This is a genomic window from Enterobacter sp. B79-1, assembly GCF_057444735.1.
In genome coordinates, this window is sequence record NZ_JBYAZJ010000011.1 from 20,581 (window position 1) to 41,767 (window position 21,187).

A 21,187-nucleotide genomic window follows, 5' to 3' on the forward strand; every position below is an offset into this window, starting at 1 on the left:
GCCAGACTCGCAGGTGAACTGGCCTTACGATAATGAACGGCAGAGAACCGGGGTAGCGGAGGAATCTCAAATTACCATGACCTTCCGCAGCGCCTGTGCCAGCTGCACACGCGTAAACGGCTTACGCAGTAACTGAACGTCGGGCAGCTGTGGATTATGCGTGGGTCGCAAATCCTGACCGCTGATCAGCAGAACCGGAAGCTGCGGATACTGGCTGCGCACCTGGTTTATCACCTCAGCGCCGCTCAGGCTTCCCGGCAACATCAGGTCGCTGATAAACATGCCAATATCCGGTGACGCCGCCAGCATGTTCAGCGCCTGCTCGCCGTTGTCCGCTTCGAGCGTCAGATAGCCGAGCTGATGCAGCTGCTCGCACAGGGTCTGGCGGACATCGGCTTCGTCCTCCAGCACCAGTACCAGCCGCTCGTTCTCAACGGTAGCGGTGGTTGAGAGCGCTTCATCCTCGGAAGCGGCGGGAAGCGTCGATCGCGGAAGGTGAAGCCGTACGGTGGTGCCCTGTCCCGGCGCGCTTTCAATCTCCACGCGACCGCCGGACTGACGCACAAATCCATAGACCATCGACAGGCCTAACCCGCTCCCGCTTCCGGTCTGCTTGGTGGTGAAGAACGGTTCAAAGACCCGGGATTTCACCTCCTGCGACATGCCGCTGCCGTGGTCAATGACCTCCAGCGCCACCATGTCCTGCCTGCGTCCGTCGCTGCGGGTCACGCGCTGGTTCCAGGTGCGAATTTTTATCACCCCGCTTTGCCCTTCCATCGCATCACGCGCGTTCATCACCAGGTTGATAATGGCGTTTTCAAGCTGGCTGACGTCTATCCACGCGGGCCACGCCGGGGTTTGTGCTTCAATCTCCAGGGTCAGGGTGGCAGGCAGTGAGTGACGCATCAGTTCCCGGAGGTTCTCCAGCAGCGGCAGCATCTCTACCCCATGCGGCGTCAGGGATTGCTTGCGGGAAAACGCCAGCAGGCGCTGGGTCAGCAGCGCGCCGCGTTCGGCCGCCTTCAGCGCCCGGGTAATGCGCGGCGCGTCTTTTGATTCGGTGTCGGTGAGCTCAAGGCTGCCGATGATCACCGCCAGCAGGTTGTTAAAATCATGCGCCAGCCCGCCGGTCAGCTGCCCGACCGCCTTCATCTTCTGGCTGTGCAGCAGCGCCTCTTCCAGCCCCTGACGCTCGATGCGGTCAATCTCCATCTGCGTGGTTTTCTCTTTCAGCAGGCGCGTGGTGTGCTCAAGCGAGGCGGTGTTGCGGGCAAAAACGTTAAACGCGCGCGCCAGCTCGCCCAGCTCATCGCGCCGCTGCAGCGCGGGCACCGATACGTCCTGCTCGCCATGCGCAAGGCGCGACATCGCTCTGGAGATAGCCGTCAGGTTAGAGCCCAGATTGCGGTAGATATACCAGCAGGCGCACCCGGTGATGATCAGCGCCAGCACGGCGAAAATGCTGATAAACACGCTGATCGAGCGCAGCTCCTGATGGCTCTGAGCGGTACGAAGCGTGGAGGCGTTCGCCACCTGCTCGACGTACTGATTGATGTCGCTGTTGAGGATCGCCACCAGCGCCTTGATGTGGAACATATACCAGCTGATCGCCAGATCGCTCTCTTCCAGCTGCTTCGACAGAGGGGCGAGTTTATGCAGCTCGACGTTAAAATCAGGCAGAACCCTGTTCACGACAGGCTGGATGGCGCGCCGGGGAAGGGTTGCCGTCACGGCGTCAAGCTGCTGAACGGTCGCGCGCGGCGAAGGGGTGTCGATGGCGGCAGCGATCAGCCTGTCCATTTCCATCAGCTGCTGCGCCTCCGGTACGTTGCTGCTGTAGCGGCGGTTGATGTCCTGCAGATGACGCAGATAGCTCTGGCTTTGATATAGCGAGCTGAGCAGCGCGTTACGCTCCAGATGGCGTCGCTGCCCGCGCTCAAGCATCTCCGTCACGCTCTGCTGTAATTCATTGCTTCTTTGAATAATGCGCGCCACCAGCGCCGGTTCCTGCTGCGCCAGAGGCGCTTCCGCAAGCTGTTCCAGCGAGTGTCGCAGCGCCATCTGGGTTTGCTTCAGCCGCTCGGCTTCGCCTTTGTACTCCAGCGCCCCGACGACCTGGGAGAGCCGCACCGCCGCCGTCGCCACGTTAGCGGTATCACGGGCCAGGTTCATGCTGCCGGTCATGTCATCCAGCGTTTGCTGCTGCACCTGCTCCTGGATCTGGCTGGCGTGACGAAAGCCAAGCACCGCCACGCCGCTCACCATCAGCGTAACGGCGACCACCAGCAGATTGAAAATCAGCAGGCGTCCGCGGGCGCTGGCAAAAAACGGGGGGCGTGATGGCATGGATTTGGGCTCCTCTGCGATTTGGTGTCCCCTCACCCACAGGGAAAGGGAAAAGAGAAATGTGACGGCGATTAGCTATTCATAACTATGACAAATATGAACAGCTTCTGACATTTTGCATTTACGCACCTGTGATGAAGTGCAGATATCGACATTCGCAGGAGATCCGCCATGAGCAGAACCCCGGTTTTAGAGATGCGCAATATTGCCAAGACGTTTGGTAATTTCCACGCGCTCAAGGGTGTAGATTTGACGGTTTTCCCTGGTGAGATCCACGCGCTGATGGGTGAAAACGGCGCGGGAAAAAGCACGCTGATGAAAATCCTCGCGGGCGCCTATACCGCCACCAGCGGCGAAATCCTGATCGACGGCCAACCGTTTCATATCAAAGGCCCAAAAGATGCGCTGGCCGCAGGCATTACCCTGATTTATCAGGAGATGCAGCTCGCGCCCAATCTGACCGTTGCCGAAAATATCTTTCTCGGCAGCGAGCTGTCGCGCGGCGGGATGGTGCAGCGCAAAGAGATGGCCGCCCAGGCGCAGGCGGTGATTGACCGTCTCGGCGCGCAGTTCAGCGCCACCGACCTGGTGATGAAGCTGACCATCGCCGAGCAGCAGCAGGTGGAAATCGCCCGCGCGCTGCACCGCAACAGCCGCATTCTGGTGATGGACGAACCCACCGCCGCCCTCTCCTCGCGGGAAACGCACCGCCTGTTCGAACTGATTTTGCGCCTGCGCGACGAAGGGATGGCGATTATCTACATCAGCCACCGCATGGCGGAAGTGTATGAACTCTCTGACCGCGTCAGCGTCCTGCGCGACGGGCAGTACGTCGGCAGCCTGACGCGCGACAAGCTGAATGCCTCTGAGCTGGTGCGCATGATGGTCGGTCGCCCGTTAAGCGATCTGTTTAACAAAGAGCGCGACATCCCGTTAGGCAGCCCGCGTCTCAACGTCCACCACCTCACCGACGGCAAAAAAGTACAGCCGTGCAGTTTGCAGGTACGTTCCGGCGAAATCGTCGGGCTGGCGGGACTGGTCGGGGCCGGACGCTCCGAACTGGCGCAGCTCATCTTCGGCGTGCGCAAAGCCACGGGCGGGATGATTGAGGTGGACGGCGAGCCGGTGGTGATCCACTCCCCGCGCGCGGCCATTGATAACGGCATCGGTTTTCTCACCGAAAACCGCAAGGAGCAGGGGCTGTTTCTGGAGCTGGCGGCCCAGGAAAACATCACCATGGCGACGCTGGAGCGCGACGCCACCTTCGGCATGCTAAACCGCAAAAAAGCCCAGTCCATTTCCGATGACGCGATTGCCCTGCTCAACATCCGCGTACCGCATGCTCAGGTTCGCGCGGGCGGGCTCTCCGGCGGCAACCAGCAAAAGCTGCTGATCTCTCGCTGGGTGGCCATCGGCCCGCGCATTCTGATTCTGGACGAACCCACGCGCGGCGTGGACGTCGGCGCGAAAAGCGAGATCTACCGCATCATGAACCAGATGGCGCGCAAAGGGGTGGCGATTTTGATGATCTCCAGCGAGCTGCCGGAAGTGGTGGGCATGAGCGACCGGGTGTACGTGATGCGCGAAGGCAGCATCGCGGGTGAACTGCACGGGCGCGACATCTCTCAGGAAAACATTATGACGCTGGCAACCGGCGTGAACGACACTCATCATCAGGCGGTGCAATCATGACAACTCCTACCCATCCGCAGCAGGTGGCGAAATCCGCCTCCGCCAAAAAAATGCTGATGAGCGATCTGATGCAAACGGTCGGTATCCTGCCGATTCTTATCCTGATTGTGGCGGTATTTGGCTTTATCGCCCCTAACTTCTTCACCGAGAGCAACCTGCTCAATATTACCCGCCAGGCGTCGATCAACATCGTGCTGGCGGCGGGAATGACCTTCATCATTTTAACCGGCGGGATTGACCTCTCCGTGGGCTCGATTCTGGGTACTACGGCGGTTGCAGCGATGGTGGTCTCGCTTATTCCTGAATTTGCGATGCTCTCCATTCCGGCCGCGCTGATGCTCGGCATGCTGTTGGGCCTGTTCAACGGCGCGCTGGTGGCCTTTGCCGGGCTGCCGCCGTTTATCGTTACGCTCGGGACCTATACGGCGCTGCGCGGCGCGGCGTATCTGCTGGCCGACGGCACGACGGTGATTAACTCCAACATCAGCTTCGAGTGGATCGGCAATAACTACCTCGGCCCGATTCCGTGGCTGGTGGTGATCGCCCTGGCGGTCATTGCTATTTGCTGGTTCATCCTGCGCCGCACCACGCTGGGCGTCCACATCTACGCGGTGGGCGGCAACATGCAGGCGGCGCGCCTGACCGGCATCAAGGTCTGGCTGGTGCTGCTGTTTGTTTACGGCATGAGCGGCCTGCTCTCCGGGCTTGGCGGGGTGATGAGCGCCTCGCGCCTCTACAGCGCCAACGGCAACCTCGGTATGGGCTATGAGCTTGACGCGATTGCGGCAGTGATCCTCGGCGGGACCAGCTTCGTCGGCGGGATCGGCACGATCACCGGCACGCTGGTGGGTGCATTGATCATCGCCACCCTCAATAACGGCATGACGCTAATGGGCGTCTCCTACTTCTGGCAGCTGGTGATCAAAGGGGCGGTGATCATCATAGCGGTGCTGATCGACAAATACCGTACCCGACACCATCAAAGTGCATAACAACAACACCCTACAGCTTCGAGGAAAACCATATGCGTTTTAAACCCTTAGTGACCGCGCTCTGTGCTGGCGCACTGCTTGCCGCAACGCCGTTTGCGCAGGCAAAAGATCTGAAGTCCATCGGCGTGACGGTGGGCGACCTGGCTAACCCGTTCTTCGTGCAGATCACCAAAGGTGCCGAGCTGGAAGCGCGCAAGCTGGCTGGCGATAACGTCAAGGTGACGCTGGTCTCCAGCGGGTACGATCTGGGCCAGCAGGTGGCGCAGATCGACAACTTCATCGCCGCGAAGGTGGACATGATCATTCTCAACGCCGCGGATTCCAAAGGGATTGGCCCGGCGGTGAAGCGCGCGAAGGACGCCGGGATCGTGGTCGTGGCGGTTGACGTGGCGGCGGAAGGGGCTGATGCCACCATCACCTCCGATAACACCCAGGCGGGCGAAATGGCCTGTAAGTACATTAGCGACCGCCTGAAAGGCAAAGGCAATGTGGTGATCATCAACGGGCCACCGGTCTCTGCGGTGCAGAACCGCGTGGAAGGTTGCCAGACGGAATTCAAAAAACATCCGGATATCAAGGTGCTCTCGGATAACCAGAACGCCAAGGGCAGTCGTGAAGGCGGTCTGGAGGTCATGACCTCTTTGCTGGCGGCCAATCCGAAGATCGACGGCGTATTCGCCATTAACGATCCGACCGCGATCGGTGCCGATCTGGCGGCGAAACAGGCGCAGCGCAACGAGTTCTTTATCGTCGGCGTGGATGGTTCCCCGGACGGTGAGGAAGCGCTGAAGCGCGAAAACTCCCTGTTTGTGGCGACCCCAGCGCAGGATCCGCAGGTGATGGCGGCAAAAGCGGTGGAGATCGGCTATGACATTCTACAGGGCAAACCTGCGCCGAAAGCGCCTGTGCTGATCCCGGTGACGATGATCGATAAAAAGAACGTCGGGACCTATAAGGGGTGGACGGTTAAGTAAACCCGGTGCGGCCTGATGCCCTCACCCTAACCCTCTCCCACAGGGAGAGGGAACTTACTCCCCCTCTCCCTTGAGGGAGAGGGCCGGGGTGAGGGGGTGGCATAAAACTCAAGGAGTCACCATGAAACGCTCCGACATCAACGAAATCCTCGGCCACACGCGACAGTTTTTTTCCATGCACGACGTGCATCTCCCGCCTTTTGCCAGCTTTCCACCGACAAAATGGCAGCAGCTTGACCAGGCCGCATGGCAGGAAGTGTTCGATCTCAAGCTCGGCTGGGACGTGACGGCGTTCGGCAGCAACAGCTTTGCCGCACAGGGGTTAACGCTGTTTACCCTGCGCAACGGCTCGCCCAACGGCGTGCCTTATGAAAAAGGCTATGCCGAAAAAATCATGCACGTGCGCGACGGCCAGGTCACGCCGATGCATTTTCACTGGCGCAAGCGGGAGGACATCATCAACCGCGGCGGCGGGAATCTGATTATTGAGTTATGGAATGCGGGCGCGCATGAAGAAACCGAAAACACGGATGTGACCGTCACGATAGACGGCTGCCGTCAGACCCACGCGCCCGGCAGCCAGCTGCGCCTGCTGCCCGGGGAAAGCATCTGTCTGACGCCCGGTCTGTACCACAGTTTCTGGGGCGAACGTGGCTTCGGAGACGTGCTGGTCGGCGAAGTGTCATCGGTAAACGACGACGAGCACGATAACCACTTTTTGCAGCCCGTTGCCCGCTATAACAACATCGAAGAAGACGAACCGGCAGTGCTGGTGCTATGCAACGAGTACAACCTGTTTCGGATATAAGGAGTGAATGATGCCATTGATTTCTCTTGCCGACGGTCTTGAGCACGCCAGGGCGCATCGCTACGCGCTGGGCGCGTTCAACGTGCTCGACTCCCACTTCCTGCGCGCGCTGTTCGCCGCCGCGAAGCAGGAACGCTCGCCGTTTATCATCAACATCGCCGAAGTGCATTTTAAGTACGTGTCTCTGGAGTCGCTTGTCGAGGCGGTTAAGTTCGAAGCCGCTCGTCACGACATTCCCGTGGTGCTTAACCTCGACCACGGGCTGCATTTTGAGGCCGTCGTACGCGCCCTGCGCTTAGGGTTCAGCTCGGTGATGTTCGACGGCTCAACGCTAAGCTATGAGGAAAACATTCGCCAGACGCGGGAAGTGGTGAAGATGTGCCATGCGGTGGGCGTGTCGGTGGAGGCGGAGCTGGGCGCGGTCGGTGGTGATGAAGGCGGCGCGCTTTACGGGCACGCGGACGAAGCGTTCTTTACCGACCCGCAGCTGGCGCGCGAATTTGTCGATTCAACCGGCATTGACGCGCTGGCGGTCGCCATCGGCAACGCGCACGGCAAATACAAAGGCGAGCCGAAACTCGATTTCCCGCGCCTGGACGCCATTCGCCAGCAGACGGGGCTGCCGCTGGTTTTACACGGCGGCTCCGGGATTAGCGATGCCGACTTCCGCCGCGCTATCGAGCTGGGCATTCATAAAATCAACTTCTATACCGGCATGTCGCAGGCCGCGCTTGCCGCCGTTGAGCAGCGCATGGCAAACCGCCAGCCGCTGTACGATGAATTTGCCGAGCTGCTGCTGGGGATAGAAGAGGCCATTACCGATACGGTCGCCGAACAGATGCGCATCTTCGGCAGCGCGGGGAAAGCCTGATGGAACGTAAAGGGATCATTGCCGCAGGCAACATGCTGGTGGATCACGTCCACCAGATCGTGCAGTGGCCGGAGCGCGGCTGGCTGGCGGAAATCACCCACAGCGAACGCTCAACCGGCGGCGCGCCGCTCAACGTGCTGCTGACGCTGGCGAAAATGCACGTTGGCCTGCCGCTGCAGGCGGTAGGGCTGATTGGCGAAGACGGCGACGGGGATTACATTCTGGCGATGCTCGACCAGTACCACGTCAACCGCCAGCGCGTGCAGCGCACCACCTTTGCCCCGACCTCCATGTCGCAGGTGATGACCGATCCCAGCGGACAGCGCACCTTCTTCCACTCGCCGGGCGCCAACCGCCTGCTGGATCTTCCCGCCTTCGATCGCTTAGACGAATCGATGAAGATCTTCCATCTCGGCTACCTGCTACTGCTCGACAGCCTGGATATGCCCGATGACGAGTTCGGCACCCGCAGCGCGCGGCTGCTGGCGCAGATGCGCGACCAGGGGTATGAAACCTCGCTCGACCTGGTGTCCCGCAAGGGCGACCCGCGCTACCAGCCGCTGGTGCTCCCTGCCCTGCGCCATCTTGATTATCTGGTCATTAACGAGCTGGAAGCCGGAGAGTTTAGCGGGCTGGAGATGCGCGACGGCAGCGACGCGCTGAACACAGCCCATATTGCTGAAGCCGCCGCGCAGCTGCTGGCGGCAGGCGTTCGCCAGCGGGTGGTGATCCACTGCCCGGAAGGGGCATGGGGGGAAGCGCGGGGTGAGCAAGGCCGCTGGATCCCGTCGTGGATGCTGGAGCAGGAGGAGATTATCGGCAGCGTCGGTGCGGGCGATGCGTTTTGTGCGGGCTTTTTATACGGTTGCCATGAATCGCTGTCGCTTACCGAGAGTATTTATCTGGCGCACGCCTGCGCGCGGGCAAGCCTGCTGGCCGCCAATTCAATTGACGGCGCGAAAACGCTGGAGGAGCTGCAGCTGTTTATCAAAGAGAATACCTAGGCCGCTTTCTCGCTATGGGAAACATCGGTGGCAAACACGTAGCCCAGACCGCGAATGGTTTTAATCAGCGCAGGCTGATGCGGGTTAGCCTCGATCTTCCGGCGCAGGCGCATGATCAGCACGTCAATCGTACGGTCGAACACCTCGGTACTTTCACTGTGGGTGAGTTCAAGCAGCTGCTCGCGGCTGAGTACCCGGCGGGCATTTTGCGTGAGCGCCAGCAGCAGGCCGTACTCGCCCTGCGTTAAAGGGACGGTGTTACGCTGCGGATCGCTCAGCTCGCAGCGGGTGGTATCCAGCGTCCAGCCGTTGAAAGCAACGCCCGCCGCACGCGGCGCGGGGGCTTCTGCTGCCAGCACGCCCGTCCGGCGCAGTACCGCTTTCACGCGGGCAACTACCACGCGCGGGTTAAACGGCTTGCCGATGTAATCGTCGGCGCCCATCTCCAGACCCACGACCACGTCTGATTCACTCCCCAGCCCCGTCAACATGACCACCGGTAGTTCTGGCCGCTGCTTTTGCAACTGGAGTAAGACCTGCAGGCCGTTGATATCCGGCAGCATCATGTCCAGCAGCACGAGTGCGATACCCGGTTCCTGATGTACCCGGTTCAGCGCGTCCTGTCCGTTATGGCAGACGAGCACGGTAAAGACGTGCTCGCTGAGCACGTCCTGCAGCAATTCACACACTGCCGTATCGTCATCAACCACCAGAATCGCCGGTTTCATCGTATGCTTCCGTCAGGGGATTATGTTAAGTCTGAACCATTCTGCCGTCGGCTCCAGCCAAATTGTTTTTTACGTGACGGAATTTCAACCCATGTCACATCCGTAACCCTTTCGACACGTCAATTTTGACGATTGCCTGTTTTTCGTCAGGGTTTTGCGCGCATATCAGCCGTACAGTCTGAATATACCCACATTAAAAACATGGCATAGAAGCTGCATAGTGGGTGCGAAAGATTCGATTAACTGGAGCAGACTGATGAAAAAAGTCGTCACGGTTTGCCCTTATTGTGCCTCAGGTTGCAAGATCCACCTGGTGGTCGATAACGGCAAAATCGTCCGGGCAGAGGCCGCACAGGGGAAAACCAACCAGGGCACGCTGTGCCTGAAAGGTTACTACGGCTGGGATTTTATTAACGATACCCAAATCCTCACCCCGCGCCTGAAAACCCCTATGATCCGCCGCGAGCGCGGCGGCAAGCTGGAAGCCGTCACCTGGAGCGAGGCGCTCGATTACGTCGCCACGCGCCTCAGCGCCATCAAGGCCAAGTATGGCCCGGATGCGATTCAGACCACCGGCTCCTCACGCGGAACGGGGAATGAAACCAACTATGTGATGCAAAAATTCGCGCGCGCCGTTATTGGTACCAATAACGTCGACTGCTGCGCTCGCGTCTGACACGGCCCATCGGTTGCAGGTCTGCACCAGTCGGTCGGTAACGGCGCAATGAGTAATGCCATCAACGAGATAGATAATACCGATCTCGTGTTCATTTTCGGCTATAACCCGGCGGATTCTCACCCTATCGTCGCGAACCACGTTATTCGCGCTAAACAGAATGGGGCGAAAATCATCGTCTGCGATCCGCGCAAAATTGAAACCGCGCGCATTGCGGATATGCACATCGCGTTAAAAAACGGCTCGAACATCGCGCTGCTGAACGCAATGGGGCACGTCATTATTGAGGAGAACCTGTACGACCAGGCGTTTGTCGCAAGCCGTACGGAAGGCTTTGAAGAGTATCGGAAAATTGTCGAAGGCTATACGCCAGAGTCGGTTGAAACGATAACCGGCGTCAGCGCGCAGGAGATCCGCCAGGCGGCACGCATGTACGCGGCAGCGAAAACCGCGGCCATTCTGTGGGGCATGGGCGTCACCCAGTTCTACCAGGGCGTAGAAACCGTGCGTTCCCTGACCAGCCTCGCGATGCTGACGGGCAATCTGGGCAAGGCGCACGTCGGCGTGAACCCGGTGCGCGGTCAGAATAACGTCCAGGGTGCCTGCGATATGGGCGCGCTGCCGGACACCTATCCGGGCTATCAGTACGTCAAGTTCCCGGAAAATCGCGAGAAATTCGCGAAGGCCTGGGGCGTGGAAAGTCTGCCTGAGCACACCGGGTATCGCATCAGCGAGCTGCCGCACCGCGCGGCGCACGGCGAAGTACGTGCGGCCTACATCATGGGTGAAGATCCGCTCCAGACCGACGCCGAGCTGTCTGCGGTGCGCAAAGGGTTTGAGGATCTGGAGCTGGTGATTGTCCAGGATATCTTTATGACCAAAACCGCAGCAGCGGCGGATGTGATTTTACCGTCGACCTCCTGGGGCGAGCATGAAGGTGTCTACACGGCGGCAGACCGCGGCTTCCAGCGCTTCTTTAAGGCGGTCGAGCCGAAGTGGGATCTGAAAACCGACTGGCAGATTATCAGTGAAATTGCCACCCGCATGGGCTACCCGATGCACTACAACAACACTCAGGAGATCTGGGACGAGTTGCGCAGTCTGTGTCCGGATTTTTATGGGGCAACCTATGAAAAAATGGGTGAGCTGGGCTACATCCAGTGGCCGTGTCGCGATGAGTCCGAAGCTGACCAGGGAACGTCGTACCTCTTCAAAGAGAAATTCGACACCCCGAACGGGCTGGCGCAGTTCTTCACCTGCGACTGGGTCGCGCCAATCGATAAACTCACCGATGAGTATCCGATGGTGCTCTCCACCGTGCGTGAAGTGGGTCACTACTCCTGCCGTTCGATGACCGGCAACTGCGCCGCGCTGGCGGCGCTGGCGGACGAACCAGGATACGCACAAATCAACACCGCCGACGCAGAGCGCCTCGGCATTGAGGATGAAGCGCTGGTGTGGGTGAACTCGCGTAAGGGCCGCATCATCACCCGTGCGCAGGTCAGCGACCGTCCGAATAAAGGGGCGGTGTACATGACCTACCAGTGGTGGATTGGCGCCTGCAACGAGCTGGTGACGGAGAACTTAAGCCCGATAACCAAAACGCCGGAGTATAAATACTGCGCCGTAAACGTGGAGCCGATTGCGGATCAGCACGCTGCGGAACAGTATGTGATCGACGAATATAACAAGCTGAAAGCCCGACTGCGCGAAAGCGCAATGGGTTGATGCCGTTAATTAAACGATGAATAAAGGGAGTGAGATATTCACTCCCTTTTTATTTCCGCTTAACCCATTAAAAATATCAATTATTATTCTGGAAAGCGGCTCGCAGAAATAATGTAATTCGTGCGAAAAAGAATTACATCTTTGCATTTTAATTCAGAGGGATAAGATGTGCGGCGAGTGCTTAAGACTTTCCGTCTTGAGCATTGTTGAGGGACAGAAAGTAGGAAGCCCCGGGAAATTTTCATTTACCCGAGGCTACTCCCTCAACTCCCAACAAGTTGAGAGTAGCCTCTTATTCTTTTTTACACAAGGAGTAAAAGGCATGACGCCATTAAAAACTGCGTTAGGCATCGTCTTTATTATCTGCCTGACAATAGTGATCTTTACCTTTATTACTCGCGGCAGGCTCTGCGAGTTTTCAATAAAGGGTGAGCATCAGGAGGTGGCGGCGAAATTAGCCTGCAACGCAGGCTAACCTCTACGGGCGGAACGACGGTTCCGCCCGGCTTGTAGGATGCTGAGGTCTTAATGCACCCATTTTTTTCTTCTGTCGCCGCGATTATACTGCGCGGCATGTACCCAGATGATAAGAACCCATGAAACCTATTTTTCTGTTGTTGTTACTTTTTACATCGCTTGTCCGTGCCGATGAGATTGGCAGCCAGTACAAGGAACAGGCTGAAGCGGGTGACGCCCGTGCCCAGTATTATTTGGCCGATACGTACTTTAGCTCCGGCGACAGCAAGCAAGCGGCGCTGTGGGCCGAGAAAGCCGCAAAAGGTGGCGATGTCGACGCCATGGGGCTGCTCTCGCAAATCCTCTTTACCCAGGGAAATTATGCGCAAGCTAAGGCACTGGCGCAGCAGGCAACCATCGCGGGCAGCAAACGTGGCGCAATCATGCTGGCGCGCGTGCTGGTGAACACCCAGGCGGGGAAAACTGACTATCCGCAGGCGATCAAACTGCTGCAAACGGCTACCGAGGATATCGACAACGACTCCGCGGTTGATGCGCAACTGCTGCTGGGGCTGATTTATGCCAACGGCGTGGAAGTGGCGCAGGATGACGCTCAGGCAGCAGCGTGGTTTAAGCGCAGTTCGTCTCTTTCACGTACGGGCTACGCAGAATACTGGGCTGGGATGCTGTTCCAGCAGGGCGAGAAAGGCTTTATCACGCCAAATAAACAGAAAGCGCTCTACTGGTTGAACCTGAGCTGTACGGAAGGATTTGATACGGGATGTGAAGAGTTTGATGCGTTGAGCGGAGAATAAAGTGCCGGGTGGCGGCTTCGCCTTACCCGGCCTACAAAAACCGTAGGCCCGGTAAGCGCAGCGCCACCGGGCTTAACACATTACTGATCAGCCGTCTTATCAAAACGACCCAGCACCTCGCGTTCATACGCCAGCGCTTTTTTGCGGTCGAATTTGTGTTCCCACTTGGCGATAACCAGAACCGCCAGGGCATTCCCCACCACGTTCAGCGCGGTACGCGCCATGTCGAGGATACGGTCAACACCGGCGATAAACGCCAGACCTTCCAGCGGAATACCGACGCTGCCAAGCGTTGCCAGCAGCACCACGAAGGAGACGCCCGGAACGCCTGCAATACCTTTGGACGTCACCATCAGCGTCAGCACCAGTACGATCTCCTGCCACAGCGACAGGTCAATGCCGTACAGCTGCGCAATAAAGATAGCGGCGATACTCTGGTACAACGTTGAACCGTCCAGGTTAAAGGAGTAGCCGGTCGGTACCACGAAGCTGGTAATAGAGGCAGGCGCGCCGTAGGCTTCCATCTTCTCAATGATACGCGGCAGCACGCTCTCAGAGCTTGCCGTGGAGTACGCCAGAATCAATTCATCCTTCAGGATACGGATCAGGATCCAGATGCTCAGCCCGCACAGGCGCGCCACAATGCCTAACACCACCAGCGCGAAGAACAGGATGGCGAAGTGCACCAGGATCACCAGCTTCGCCAGCGGCCACAGGGAGGCAAAACCGAAGTTCGCCACGGTGACGGCAATAAGTGCGAACACCCCTACCGGCGCGTAACGCATCACCATGTGGGTCACTTTAAACATGGTTTCAGAGATAGAACGGAACACGGTAACCAGCGGCTCACGGTGCGTCGCCGGCAGGGAAGAAAGCCCCAGACCAAACAGCACTGAGAAGAAGATGATCGGCAGCATCTCGCCCTTCGCCATTGATGCCACGATGTTGGTCGGCACCAGCGAAAGAATAGTCCCCATCAGGCCGTGCGCGTGGCTCTGGACGTCAGCGGTCGTGCTTTGATATTTCGAAATATCCACCGTCGCCAGCTGCGACATATCGATCCCGGAACCCGGCTGGAACACGTTCGCCAGCGTAATACCCAGGATAATCGCAACCGTAGTGATCACTTCGAAATAAAGAATGGTCTTCGCACCGATGCGGCCTAACTGCTTCGCATCACCGACACCCGCAATACCGACCACCAGCGTCGAGATCACAATCGGTACCACAATCATCTTAATCAGATGAATAAAGATATCCCCTGCAGGTGAAAGCAGGTTCGCAATCAGCCATTCGCGGCTGTCGCTATGATAATGCAGGTAACTGCCCAGCAAGATGCCCAGCACAAGGGCGATTAAGATCTGCCAGGCAAGGCTGACTTTAACGTTTTTCATAGAAACTGACTTCCTCAATGAAGCGCCTTATTCACTCAAACTGCATGAATATGGGGACATACTGAAAGGGTATGAATTGTGTTGCGTTGGTTTATGGGATTTTTTAACGCGGCGTATGAGTATCATTTGCGCGGCCTGTTGCGCAAGCCTTAAAGAACGACGCATTTCACTCGAAAAAGCGGGGATGACGGGAGTTTGTCCTAATTCTGATAAATAACCTTTTGTTATAAAAAAGCTTTTTTAAACATAAATGTGAATAATCGTTAGCGTAAATTATTTCCCTTCAAAGTTTCATTCGCTCATTTTTCAGCCTATTCAAACAATGCGTGATCTGCCGCCCAAATACTAAACAAAGCTTGTAAAGCCCCTACAATTAACGTTTTTGCGACATATTATTAACATCTTACACGGAGAAAAAAAGCCATGAGCCAAATCCATAAACACGACATTCCCGCAAATATTGCGGACCGTTGCCTGATAAACCCGGAGCAGTACCACGAGAAGTATCAGCAATCCCTCTCCAGCCCTGACCTCTTCTGGGGTGAGCAGGGCCATATCCTTGACTGGATCAAACCGTATCAGAAGGTGAAGAACACCTCCTTTGCACCGGGTAACGTCTCCATTAAATGGTATGAAGACGGCACGCTGAACCTGGCGGCGAACTGCCTTGACCGCCACCTCGCCGAGCGCGGCAACGAAACGGCCATTATCTGGGAAGGCGATGATGCCTCGCAGAGTAAACATATCACCTATAACGAACTCCATCGCGATGTCTGCCGCTTCGCCAACGTATTGCTGGAACAGGGTATTAAAAAAGGCGACGTTGTTGCTATTTATATGCCGATGGTACCGGAAGCGGCGGTTGCCATGCTGGCCTGCGCGCGCATCGGTGCGATCCACTCCGTTATCTTCGGCGGCTTCTCACCGGAGGCGGTTGCCGGGCGTATCGTTGACTCTAACTCGAAGCTGGTGATCACCGCTGACGAAGGCGTGCGCGCCGGTCGCGGTATCCCCCTGAAGAAAAACGTCGACGAAGCGCTGAAAAACCCCAATGTGAAAACCATCAGCAACGTCATCGTGCTCAAGCGTACCGGCGGCAAGATCGACTGGAATGAAGGGCGCGACCTCTGGTGGAGCGACCTGATTGAAAAAGCGAGCGACCAGCATCAGCCTGAAGAGATGAATGCGGAAGACCCGCTGTTTATCCTTTACACCTCCGGCTCAACCGGCAAACCGAAAGGCGTGCTGCACACCACCGGCGGCTATCTGGTCTATGCGGCCACCACCTTCAAATACGTCTTCGACTACCATCCGGGCGACATCTACTGGTGTACCGCCGACGTGGGCTGGGTCACCGGCCATAGCTACCTGCTTTACGGCCCGCTGGCCTGCGGCGCAACGACGCTGATGTTTGAAGGCGTACCAAACTGGCCGACCCCGGCGCGTATGTGTCAGGTGGTCGACAAGCATCAGGTCAACATTCTCTACACCGCGCCAACGGCGATCCGCGCGTTAATGGCGGAAGGCGACAAAGCCATCGAGGGCACCGACCGCTCATCATTGCGCATCCTCGGTTCCGTGGGTGAGCCCATCAACCCGGAAGCCTGGGAGTGGTACTGGAAGAAAATCGGCAACGAGAAATGCCCGGTGATGGACACCTGGTGGCAGACCGAAACCGGCGGTTTTATGATCACCCCGATGCCGGGCGCCACCCAGCTGAAAGCGGGTTCCGCAACCCGTCCGTTCTTCGGCGTGCAGCCTGCGCTGGTGGATAACGAAGGCAATCCGCAGGAAGGGGCCACCGAAGGCAACCTGGTGATCGTCGACTCCTGGCCGGGTCAGGCGCGCACGCTGTTTGGCGACCACGAGCGCTTCGAGCAGACCTACTTCTCGACCTTTAAAAACATGTACTTCAGCGGCGACGGCGCGCGTCGTGATGAAGACGGCTATTACTGGATAACCGGACGCGTGGACGACGTGCTGAACGTCTCCGGCCACCGTCTCGGCACCGCGGAGATTGAGTCGGCGCTGGTGTCGCATCCGAAAATTGCCGAAGCCGCCGTTGTCGGTATTCCGCACAACATCAAAGGCCAGGCGATTTACGCGTACGTCACCCTGAACCACGGCGAAGAGCCGTCGCCAGAGCTTTACGCTGAGGTGCGCAACTGGGTACGTAAAGAGATTGGCCCGCTGGCGACGCCGGACGTGCTGCACTGGACCGACTCGCTGCCGAAAACTCGCTCCGGCAAGATTATGCGCCGTATTTTGCGCAAAATCGCCGCAGGGGACACCAGCAACCTCGGTGATACCTCAACGCTCGCGGATCCTGGCGTGGTGGACAAACTGCTCGAAGAGAAGCAGGCCATCGCAATGCCATCGTAACCCCTCACCCTAGCCCTCTCCCCATAGGGGAGAGGGAATTAAAACAACCCTCCCCAAAGGATTTCGCGTTGCAGGAAGGCGGCAAGCGAGAACATCCCCAGGAGCATAGTTCACTATGTGACTGGGGTGGTCGAGTGCGGCCAACGCACCTGCAACGTGAAAGACGAAGGGGAACCTCTGGAGACTCTGTGATGAATGACCATATTTGTCAGCAGATAGAGAATAGTGCGCACTACAGGGAGCTCGTCGAAAAACGGCAACGGTTTGCCTTCATCCTTTCCATCATCATGCTGGTTATCTACGTCGGCTTTATTCTGCTCATCGCATTTGCTCCGCACTGGCTGGGCACCCCGCTGCACGCGGGTACCAGCGTCACGCGCGGTATTCCCATCGGCATCGGCGTGATTGTGATTTCGTTTGTGCTGACCGGCGTATACGTCTGGCGTGCGAACGGTGAATTCGATCGTCTTAATAAAGCGGTTCTGCATGAGGTAAAAGCATCATGAAGCGAGTCCTGACGGCGCTTGCCGCCACACTTCCCTTTGCTGCCCATGCGGCAGATGCCATTACCGGCGAGGTCCAGCGTCAGCCAACCAACTGGCAGGCGATTGTGATGTTCCTGATTTTCGTCCTGTTGACGCTGTATATCACCTACTGGGCGTCAAAACGCGTGCGTTCCCGTAACGATTACTACACGGCGGGCGGCAACATTACCGGCTTCCAGAACGGGCTGGCGATTGCGGGTGACTTTATGTCGGCCGCCTCGTTCCTAGGGATCTCCGCGCTGGTATACACCTCCGGCTATGACGGCCTAATCTACTCCCTCGGCTTCCTCGTTGGCTGGCCGATCATTCTGTTCCTGATTGCCGAACGCTTGCGCAACCTGGGCCGTTACACCTTCGCTGACGTGGCATCCTATCGCCTGAAGCAGGGGCCGATTCGCACCCTCTCCGCCTGCGGCTCGCTGGTGGTGGTGGCGCTGTATCTGATCGCCCAGATGGTGGGCGCGGGCAAGCTTATCGAACTGCTGTTTGGCCTGAACTACCACGTCGCGGTGGTGCTGGTCGGCGTGCTGATGGTGATGTACGTCCTGTTCGGCGGCATGCTGGCGACCACCTGGGTGCAGATCATCAAAGCCGTTCTGCTGCTGTTCGGGGCCAGCTTTATGGCCTTTATGGTGATGAAGCACGTCGGCTTCAGCTTCAATAACCTGTTTACCGAAGCGATGGCGGTTCACCCGAAAGGGGAAGCGATCATGAGTCCGGGCGGGCTGGTGAAAGATCCGATATCCGCGCTCTCACTCGGTCTCGGCCTGATGTTCGGCACCGCGGGTCTGCCGCATATCCTGATGCGCTTCTTTACCGTGAGCGATGCGCGTGAAGCACGTAAAAGCGTCTTCTATGCCACCGGCTTTATGGGTTACTTCTACATTCTGACCTTTATCATCGGCTTTGGCGCGATCATGCTGGTGGGGGCGAACCCGGCGTTTAAAGACGCGGCGGGTGCGCTGATTGGCGGTAACAACATGGCGGCGGTGCACCTGGCCGACGCGGTTGGCGGTAACCTGTTCCTCGGCTTTATCTCCGCCGTGGCCTTCGCCACCATCCTCGCGGTGGTTGCAGGGCTGACGCTGGCAGGCGCGTCTGCGGTGTCGCATGACCTCTACGCCAACGTCATCCGCAAAGGCGCGAGCGAGCGCGATGAGCTGAAGGTCTCGAAAATCACCGTGCTGGTGCTGGGCGTGGTGGCGATCCTGCTGGGTATCCTGTTCGAGAAGCAGAACATCGCCTTTATGGTGGGGCTGGCCTTCTCGATTGCGGCAAGCTGCAACTTCCCAATCATCCTGCTCTCCATGTACTGGTCAAAACTGACCACCCGTGGGGCGATGATTGGCGGCTGGCTGGGTCTGCTGACGGCGGTGATCCTGATGGTTCTCGGCCCAACCATCTGGGTGCAGATCCTCGGTCACGCAAGCGCTATCTTCCCGTATGAATACCCGGCGCTGTTCTCTATCGCCGTGGCCTTTATCGGGATCTGGTTCTTCTCCGCTACTGACAACTCGCCGGAGGGTAACCTGGAGCGTGAGAAATTCCGCGCCCAGTTTATCCGCTCACAAACCGGTCTCGGCGTCGAGCAGGGCCGCGCGCACTAAGCCTTTCTCCCCGGTCATTCTGGCCGGGGAGTTTAAAACATCGCCCACGCCACCAGCGGCGCAATCAGTACCATTACCACGCCTGAGAGCATCATCACCAGGCTCGCGACCACGCCCTCCTGCTGACCCAGCTCATACGAACGCGCCGTTCCCGCGCCGTGCGACGCCGCGCCGAACCCTGCCCCTTTCGCCATGCCTTCGCGAATGGAAAGCCGAAGAAACAGTACATCGCCGACCGCCATACCGAACACGCCCGTCACCACCACAAACAGCGCCACCAGATCCGGCTGCCCGCCGAGCGGCTTGGCCGCCGCCAGCGCAAACGGCGTGGTCACCGAGCGCACGGCGAGGCTGCGCTGAATTTCATCGGACAAGGTAAACAGCCGCGCCAGCCAGACAGAGCTGCACACTGCGACCACCGTGGCGGTGATCACACCTGCGCTGAGCGACATCCAGTGACGTTTGATAATCGCCAGGTTGTCGTAAACGGGGACGGCAAAAGCGATGGTCGCCGGGCCAAGCAGCCACAACAGCCAGTGGGATTCACCAATGTAGTTCTGCCAGGAGATATGGCCGAAGACCAGCATCAGTACCAGCAGGATCGGCGTGAAGACCAGCGGCATCAGCGGCAGGGCGTGAAAGCGGCGGTACAGTCGCTTATTGGCAAAGTAGATAATTAGCGTGGCAACCAGGCACAGCACGCTAATCTGAAAGTTAGTCATGCTTCTGCCTGCTGATTTCAAAGCGATACACTTTATCCACCACCCAGGCGGTCGCCCCCAGCACCATCAGCGTGCTTAACGCGATGACCGCAAAGATGCGCCATCCGTCGACCATCAGCAGCTGCGCGTAGTTCACTACCGCTACTACGGCAGGGACAAAGAACAGCAACATCTCCGCCAGCAGCCAGCGCGCCCCGGCGCGTACCCAGTTAAGGGGGATCACGCGACAGAGAATAAGCGTCAGCATCAGCAGCATACCGACAAGATTCGCAGGCAGCGGCAGATGCAGCCAGCCGACGAGATATTCAGCGAAAACAAACAGTCCCGCGTAAAGCAGTACCTGAACCGGGACCTGGAGTCGTTGCACAACGGCAGGCGTAACACGGCTTAACGCCACGGCCATGGAGGGTTTCCTCAAAAATGAGACGAGGCGCCAGTATAGAGACCGCACGGTGTGGACTGAAATGAATTAAAATCATCGAAGGTATAGTTTCGAGGAATAATCATGGACATAAGAACGCTGCGCTATTTTGTCGAAGTGGTTCGCCAGCAAAGTTTTACCCGCGCAGCGGAGAAGTTGTTCGTTACCCAGCCTACCATCAGCAAGATGCTGAAAAACCTCGAAGACGAGCTGAACTGTACTCTGCTGATCCGCGACGGGCGCAAGCTGTTGCTGACCGACACCGGACGCGTGGTATTCGAGCGCGGGCTGGCAATTCTGGCTGAGTTCCGCCAGCTGGAGGCGGAGCTGGGCGACATCAACCACCTGACGAAAGGGGTGCTGCGCCTCGGCATTCCACCGATGGTGGGGATGATGATGGCCGGGCCGATTAGCCTGTTCCGCCAGCGTTATCCCGGCGTTGAGCTGAAAATTTCAGAATTTGGCGGCTTAACCGTTCAGCAGGCGGTCACCAACGGCGATTTGGACGTGGCGATGACCGCCCTTCCCGTTGAGGAGGAGAGCGGACTGGCGACGCTGCCGCTCTTTAGCCACCCGCTGTGCGTGCTGGTGCCACGATCCGGTGAATGGCTGAAGATAGACTCGGTAAAGCCCGAGTTGCTCGGCGAGCACCCTCTGCTGATTTACAACGAAGATTTCGCCCTCAGCCGCCAGCTGATGGCGCTGTTTACTCAACACAACGTCAAGCCCCGCATTGCGGTGCGCAGCGGCCAGTGGGATTTCCTGGCGGCGATGGTACAGGCAGGCGTGGGGATTGCCATTCTGCCGCAGCCTATCTGCGAGCGGCTGGATAAAAACACGCTACGCTGGATCCCGCTGGAGAGCGACCTGCACTGGCAGCTAGGGATGATCTGGCGTGAAGGGGTGTATTTGTCTCACAGCGCGCAGGCGTGGCTGCAGTGTTGTGAGGGGTTTTGGGTGCCCTCACCCTAACCCTCTCCCACAGGGAGAGGGAACCGATCGAGCACGTAGGCCCGGTAAGCGCAG

Annotated in this window: 18 protein-coding genes; 13 read left to right on the plus strand and 5 right to left on the minus strand. The window is 58.1% G+C overall.

The window, feature by feature from the left end; translation table 11 throughout:
- Positions 1-66 precede the first annotated feature (66 nt).
- Entirely contained in the window at positions 67-2,346 is a 2,280-nt protein-coding gene (locus AC2T6E_RS21460; protein WP_262186951.1) for an ATP-binding protein, read from the minus strand.
- Positions 2,347-2,517: 171 nt separating this feature from the next.
- Here AC2T6E_RS21460 and AC2T6E_RS21465 point away from each other — a divergent pair, with 171 nt between their 5' ends.
- From AC2T6E_RS21465 to AC2T6E_RS21490, 6 genes are all read left to right on the plus strand, one after another.
- Positions 2,518-4,038 (plus strand): sugar ABC transporter ATP-binding protein, encoded by a 1,521-nt coding sequence (locus AC2T6E_RS21465; RefSeq protein ID WP_486693195.1) that lies wholly within the window; start codon positions 2,518-2,520, stop codon positions 4,036-4,038.
- Complete coding sequence (locus AC2T6E_RS21470) at positions 4,035-5,030, plus strand: ABC transporter permease subunit (RefSeq protein ID WP_120159823.1); 996 nt, start codon at positions 4,035-4,037, stop codon at positions 5,028-5,030. Before AC2T6E_RS21465 ends, AC2T6E_RS21470 begins: the two co-directional genes overlap by 4 nt.
- Before the next feature lie 32 nt (positions 5,031-5,062).
- Positions 5,063-6,004 (plus strand): ABC transporter substrate-binding protein, encoded by a 942-nt coding sequence (locus tag AC2T6E_RS21475; protein WP_341494926.1) that lies wholly within the window; start codon positions 5,063-5,065, stop codon positions 6,002-6,004.
- 121 nt (positions 6,005-6,125) lie between these two features.
- Complete coding sequence (locus AC2T6E_RS21480) at positions 6,126-6,812, plus strand: D-lyxose/D-mannose isomerase (protein ID WP_172701658.1); 687 nt, start codon at positions 6,126-6,128, stop codon at positions 6,810-6,812.
- Positions 6,813-6,822: 10 nt separating this feature from the next.
- A complete protein-coding gene (locus AC2T6E_RS21485) occupies positions 6,823-7,683 on the plus strand; it encodes a ketose 1,6-bisphosphate aldolase (RefSeq protein WP_063624399.1) in 861 nt (286 codons plus the stop codon).
- On the plus strand, positions 7,683-8,687 hold the full coding sequence (locus AC2T6E_RS21490) for a carbohydrate kinase family protein (RefSeq protein ID WP_486693198.1): 1,005 nt from the start codon (positions 7,683-7,685) through the stop codon (positions 8,685-8,687). Before AC2T6E_RS21485 ends, AC2T6E_RS21490 begins: the two co-directional genes overlap by 1 nt.
- On the opposite strand, the gene AC2T6E_RS21495 is transcribed toward AC2T6E_RS21490, so the two are convergent.
- Positions 8,684-9,415 (minus strand): response regulator, encoded by a 732-nt coding sequence (locus tag AC2T6E_RS21495; RefSeq protein ID WP_042719155.1) that lies wholly within the window; start codon positions 9,413-9,415, stop codon positions 8,684-8,686. The genes AC2T6E_RS21490 and AC2T6E_RS21495 overlap by 4 nt on opposite strands.
- Before the next feature lie 256 nt (positions 9,416-9,671).
- Between AC2T6E_RS21495 and fdhF the strand changes: the two genes are divergently transcribed.
- The 3 genes from fdhF (at position 9,672) to AC2T6E_RS21510 (ending at position 13,090) form a co-directional block, all read left to right on the plus strand.
- The gene (gene fdhF / locus AC2T6E_RS21500; RefSeq protein ID WP_108418082.1) at positions 9,672-11,819 is read left to right on the plus strand and encodes a formate dehydrogenase subunit alpha; all 2,148 of its coding nucleotides are present in this window, start codon (positions 9,672-9,674) and stop codon (positions 11,817-11,819) included.
- Positions 11,820-12,141: 322 nt separating this feature from the next.
- Entirely contained in the window at positions 12,142-12,294 is a 153-nt protein-coding gene (locus AC2T6E_RS21505) for a Hok/Gef family protein (RefSeq protein WP_063429890.1), read from the plus strand.
- Between the two features lie 121 nt (positions 12,295-12,415).
- Positions 12,416-13,090 carry a tetratricopeptide repeat protein gene (locus AC2T6E_RS21510; RefSeq protein WP_100167226.1) on the plus strand — a complete coding sequence of 225 codons (675 nt, stop codon included), beginning with the start codon at positions 12,416-12,418 and terminating at the stop codon, positions 13,088-13,090.
- An 80-nt stretch (positions 13,091-13,170) separates the two neighbouring features.
- Here the strand turns inward: AC2T6E_RS21510 and gltP are convergent, their stop codons facing one another.
- Complete coding sequence (gene gltP, locus AC2T6E_RS21515) at positions 13,171-14,484, minus strand: glutamate/aspartate:proton symporter GltP (protein WP_089598629.1); 1,314 nt, start codon at positions 14,482-14,484, stop codon at positions 13,171-13,173.
- A 423-nt stretch (positions 14,485-14,907) separates the two neighbouring features.
- On the opposite strand from gltP, the gene acs reads away from it, so the two are divergent.
- The 3 genes from acs (at position 14,908) to actP (ending at position 19,018) form a co-directional block, all read left to right on the plus strand.
- On the plus strand, positions 14,908-16,866 hold the full coding sequence (gene acs, locus AC2T6E_RS21520; protein ID WP_214595069.1) for an acetate--CoA ligase: 1,959 nt from the start codon (positions 14,908-14,910) through the stop codon (positions 16,864-16,866).
- Between the two features lie 191 nt (positions 16,867-17,057).
- Positions 17,058-17,372 carry a DUF485 domain-containing protein gene (locus AC2T6E_RS21525; RefSeq protein ID WP_108418084.1) on the plus strand — a complete coding sequence of 105 codons (315 nt, stop codon included), beginning with the start codon at positions 17,058-17,060 and terminating at the stop codon, positions 17,370-17,372.
- Positions 17,369-19,018: a cation/acetate symporter ActP gene (actP, locus tag AC2T6E_RS21530; RefSeq protein WP_063624406.1), complete on the plus strand. Its 1,650-nt coding sequence runs from the start codon at positions 17,369-17,371 to the stop codon at positions 19,016-19,018. Before AC2T6E_RS21525 ends, actP begins: the two co-directional genes overlap by 4 nt.
- A gap of 32 nt (positions 19,019-19,050) precedes the next feature.
- On the opposite strand, the gene AC2T6E_RS21535 is transcribed toward actP, so the two are convergent.
- Positions 19,051-19,740: an LrgB family protein gene (locus AC2T6E_RS21535; RefSeq protein WP_089598627.1), complete on the minus strand. Its 690-nt coding sequence runs from the start codon at positions 19,738-19,740 to the stop codon at positions 19,051-19,053.
- On the minus strand, positions 19,733-20,143 hold the full coding sequence (locus tag AC2T6E_RS21540) for a CidA/LrgA family protein (protein ID WP_059312929.1): 411 nt from the start codon (positions 20,141-20,143) through the stop codon (positions 19,733-19,735). Before AC2T6E_RS21540 ends, AC2T6E_RS21535 begins: the two co-directional genes overlap by 8 nt.
- Positions 20,144-20,245: 102 nt before the next feature.
- Between AC2T6E_RS21540 and AC2T6E_RS21545 the strand changes: the two genes are divergently transcribed.
- Positions 20,246-21,133, plus strand: a complete 888-nt coding sequence (locus AC2T6E_RS21545) for a LysR family transcriptional regulator (protein WP_063624408.1) — start codon at positions 20,246-20,248, stop codon at positions 21,131-21,133.
- The last annotated feature ends 54 nt before the right edge of the window (positions 21,134-21,187 follow it).

Excerpts from the sequence above, each read along its gene's own strand:
- AC2T6E_RS21525 (WP_108418084.1), top strand. The coding sequence starts at position 17,058 with ATGAATGACCATATTTGTCAGCAGATAGAGAATAGTGCGCACTACAGG.
- AC2T6E_RS21485 (WP_063624399.1), top strand. The coding sequence starts at position 6,823 with ATGCCATTGATTTCTCTTGCCGACGGTCTTGAGCACGCCAGGGCGCAT.
- AC2T6E_RS21540 (WP_059312929.1), bottom strand. The coding sequence starts at position 20,143 with ATGGCCGTGGCGTTAAGCCGTGTTACGCCTGCCGTTGTGCAACGACTC.
- AC2T6E_RS21460 (WP_262186951.1), bottom strand. The coding sequence starts at position 2,346 with ATGCCATCACGCCCCCCGTTTTTTGCCAGCGCCCGCGGACGCCTGCTG.
- AC2T6E_RS21470 (WP_120159823.1), top strand. The coding sequence starts at position 4,035 with ATGACAACTCCTACCCATCCGCAGCAGGTGGCGAAATCCGCCTCCGCC.
- AC2T6E_RS21505 (WP_063429890.1), top strand. The coding sequence starts at position 12,142 with ATGACGCCATTAAAAACTGCGTTAGGCATCGTCTTTATTATCTGCCTG.
- AC2T6E_RS21535 (WP_089598627.1), bottom strand. The coding sequence starts at position 19,740 with ATGACTAACTTTCAGATTAGCGTGCTGTGCCTGGTTGCCACGCTAATT.
- acs (WP_214595069.1), top strand. The coding sequence starts at position 14,908 with ATGAGCCAAATCCATAAACACGACATTCCCGCAAATATTGCGGACCGT.
- AC2T6E_RS21465 (WP_486693195.1), top strand. The coding sequence starts at position 2,518 with ATGAGCAGAACCCCGGTTTTAGAGATGCGCAATATTGCCAAGACGTTT.
- AC2T6E_RS21545 (WP_063624408.1), top strand. The coding sequence starts at position 20,246 with ATGGACATAAGAACGCTGCGCTATTTTGTCGAAGTGGTTCGCCAGCAA.
- AC2T6E_RS21510 (WP_100167226.1), top strand. The coding sequence starts at position 12,416 with ATGAAACCTATTTTTCTGTTGTTGTTACTTTTTACATCGCTTGTCCGT.
- AC2T6E_RS21490 (WP_486693198.1), top strand. The coding sequence starts at position 7,683 with ATGGAACGTAAAGGGATCATTGCCGCAGGCAACATGCTGGTGGATCAC.
- AC2T6E_RS21480 (WP_172701658.1), top strand. The coding sequence starts at position 6,126 with ATGAAACGCTCCGACATCAACGAAATCCTCGGCCACACGCGACAGTTT.
- gltP (WP_089598629.1), bottom strand. The coding sequence starts at position 14,484 with ATGAAAAACGTTAAAGTCAGCCTTGCCTGGCAGATCTTAATCGCCCTT.
- AC2T6E_RS21495 (WP_042719155.1), bottom strand. The coding sequence starts at position 9,415 with ATGAAACCGGCGATTCTGGTGGTTGATGACGATACGGCAGTGTGTGAA.
- AC2T6E_RS21475 (WP_341494926.1), top strand. The coding sequence starts at position 5,063 with ATGCGTTTTAAACCCTTAGTGACCGCGCTCTGTGCTGGCGCACTGCTT.
- actP (WP_063624406.1), top strand. The coding sequence starts at position 17,369 with ATGAAGCGAGTCCTGACGGCGCTTGCCGCCACACTTCCCTTTGCTGCC.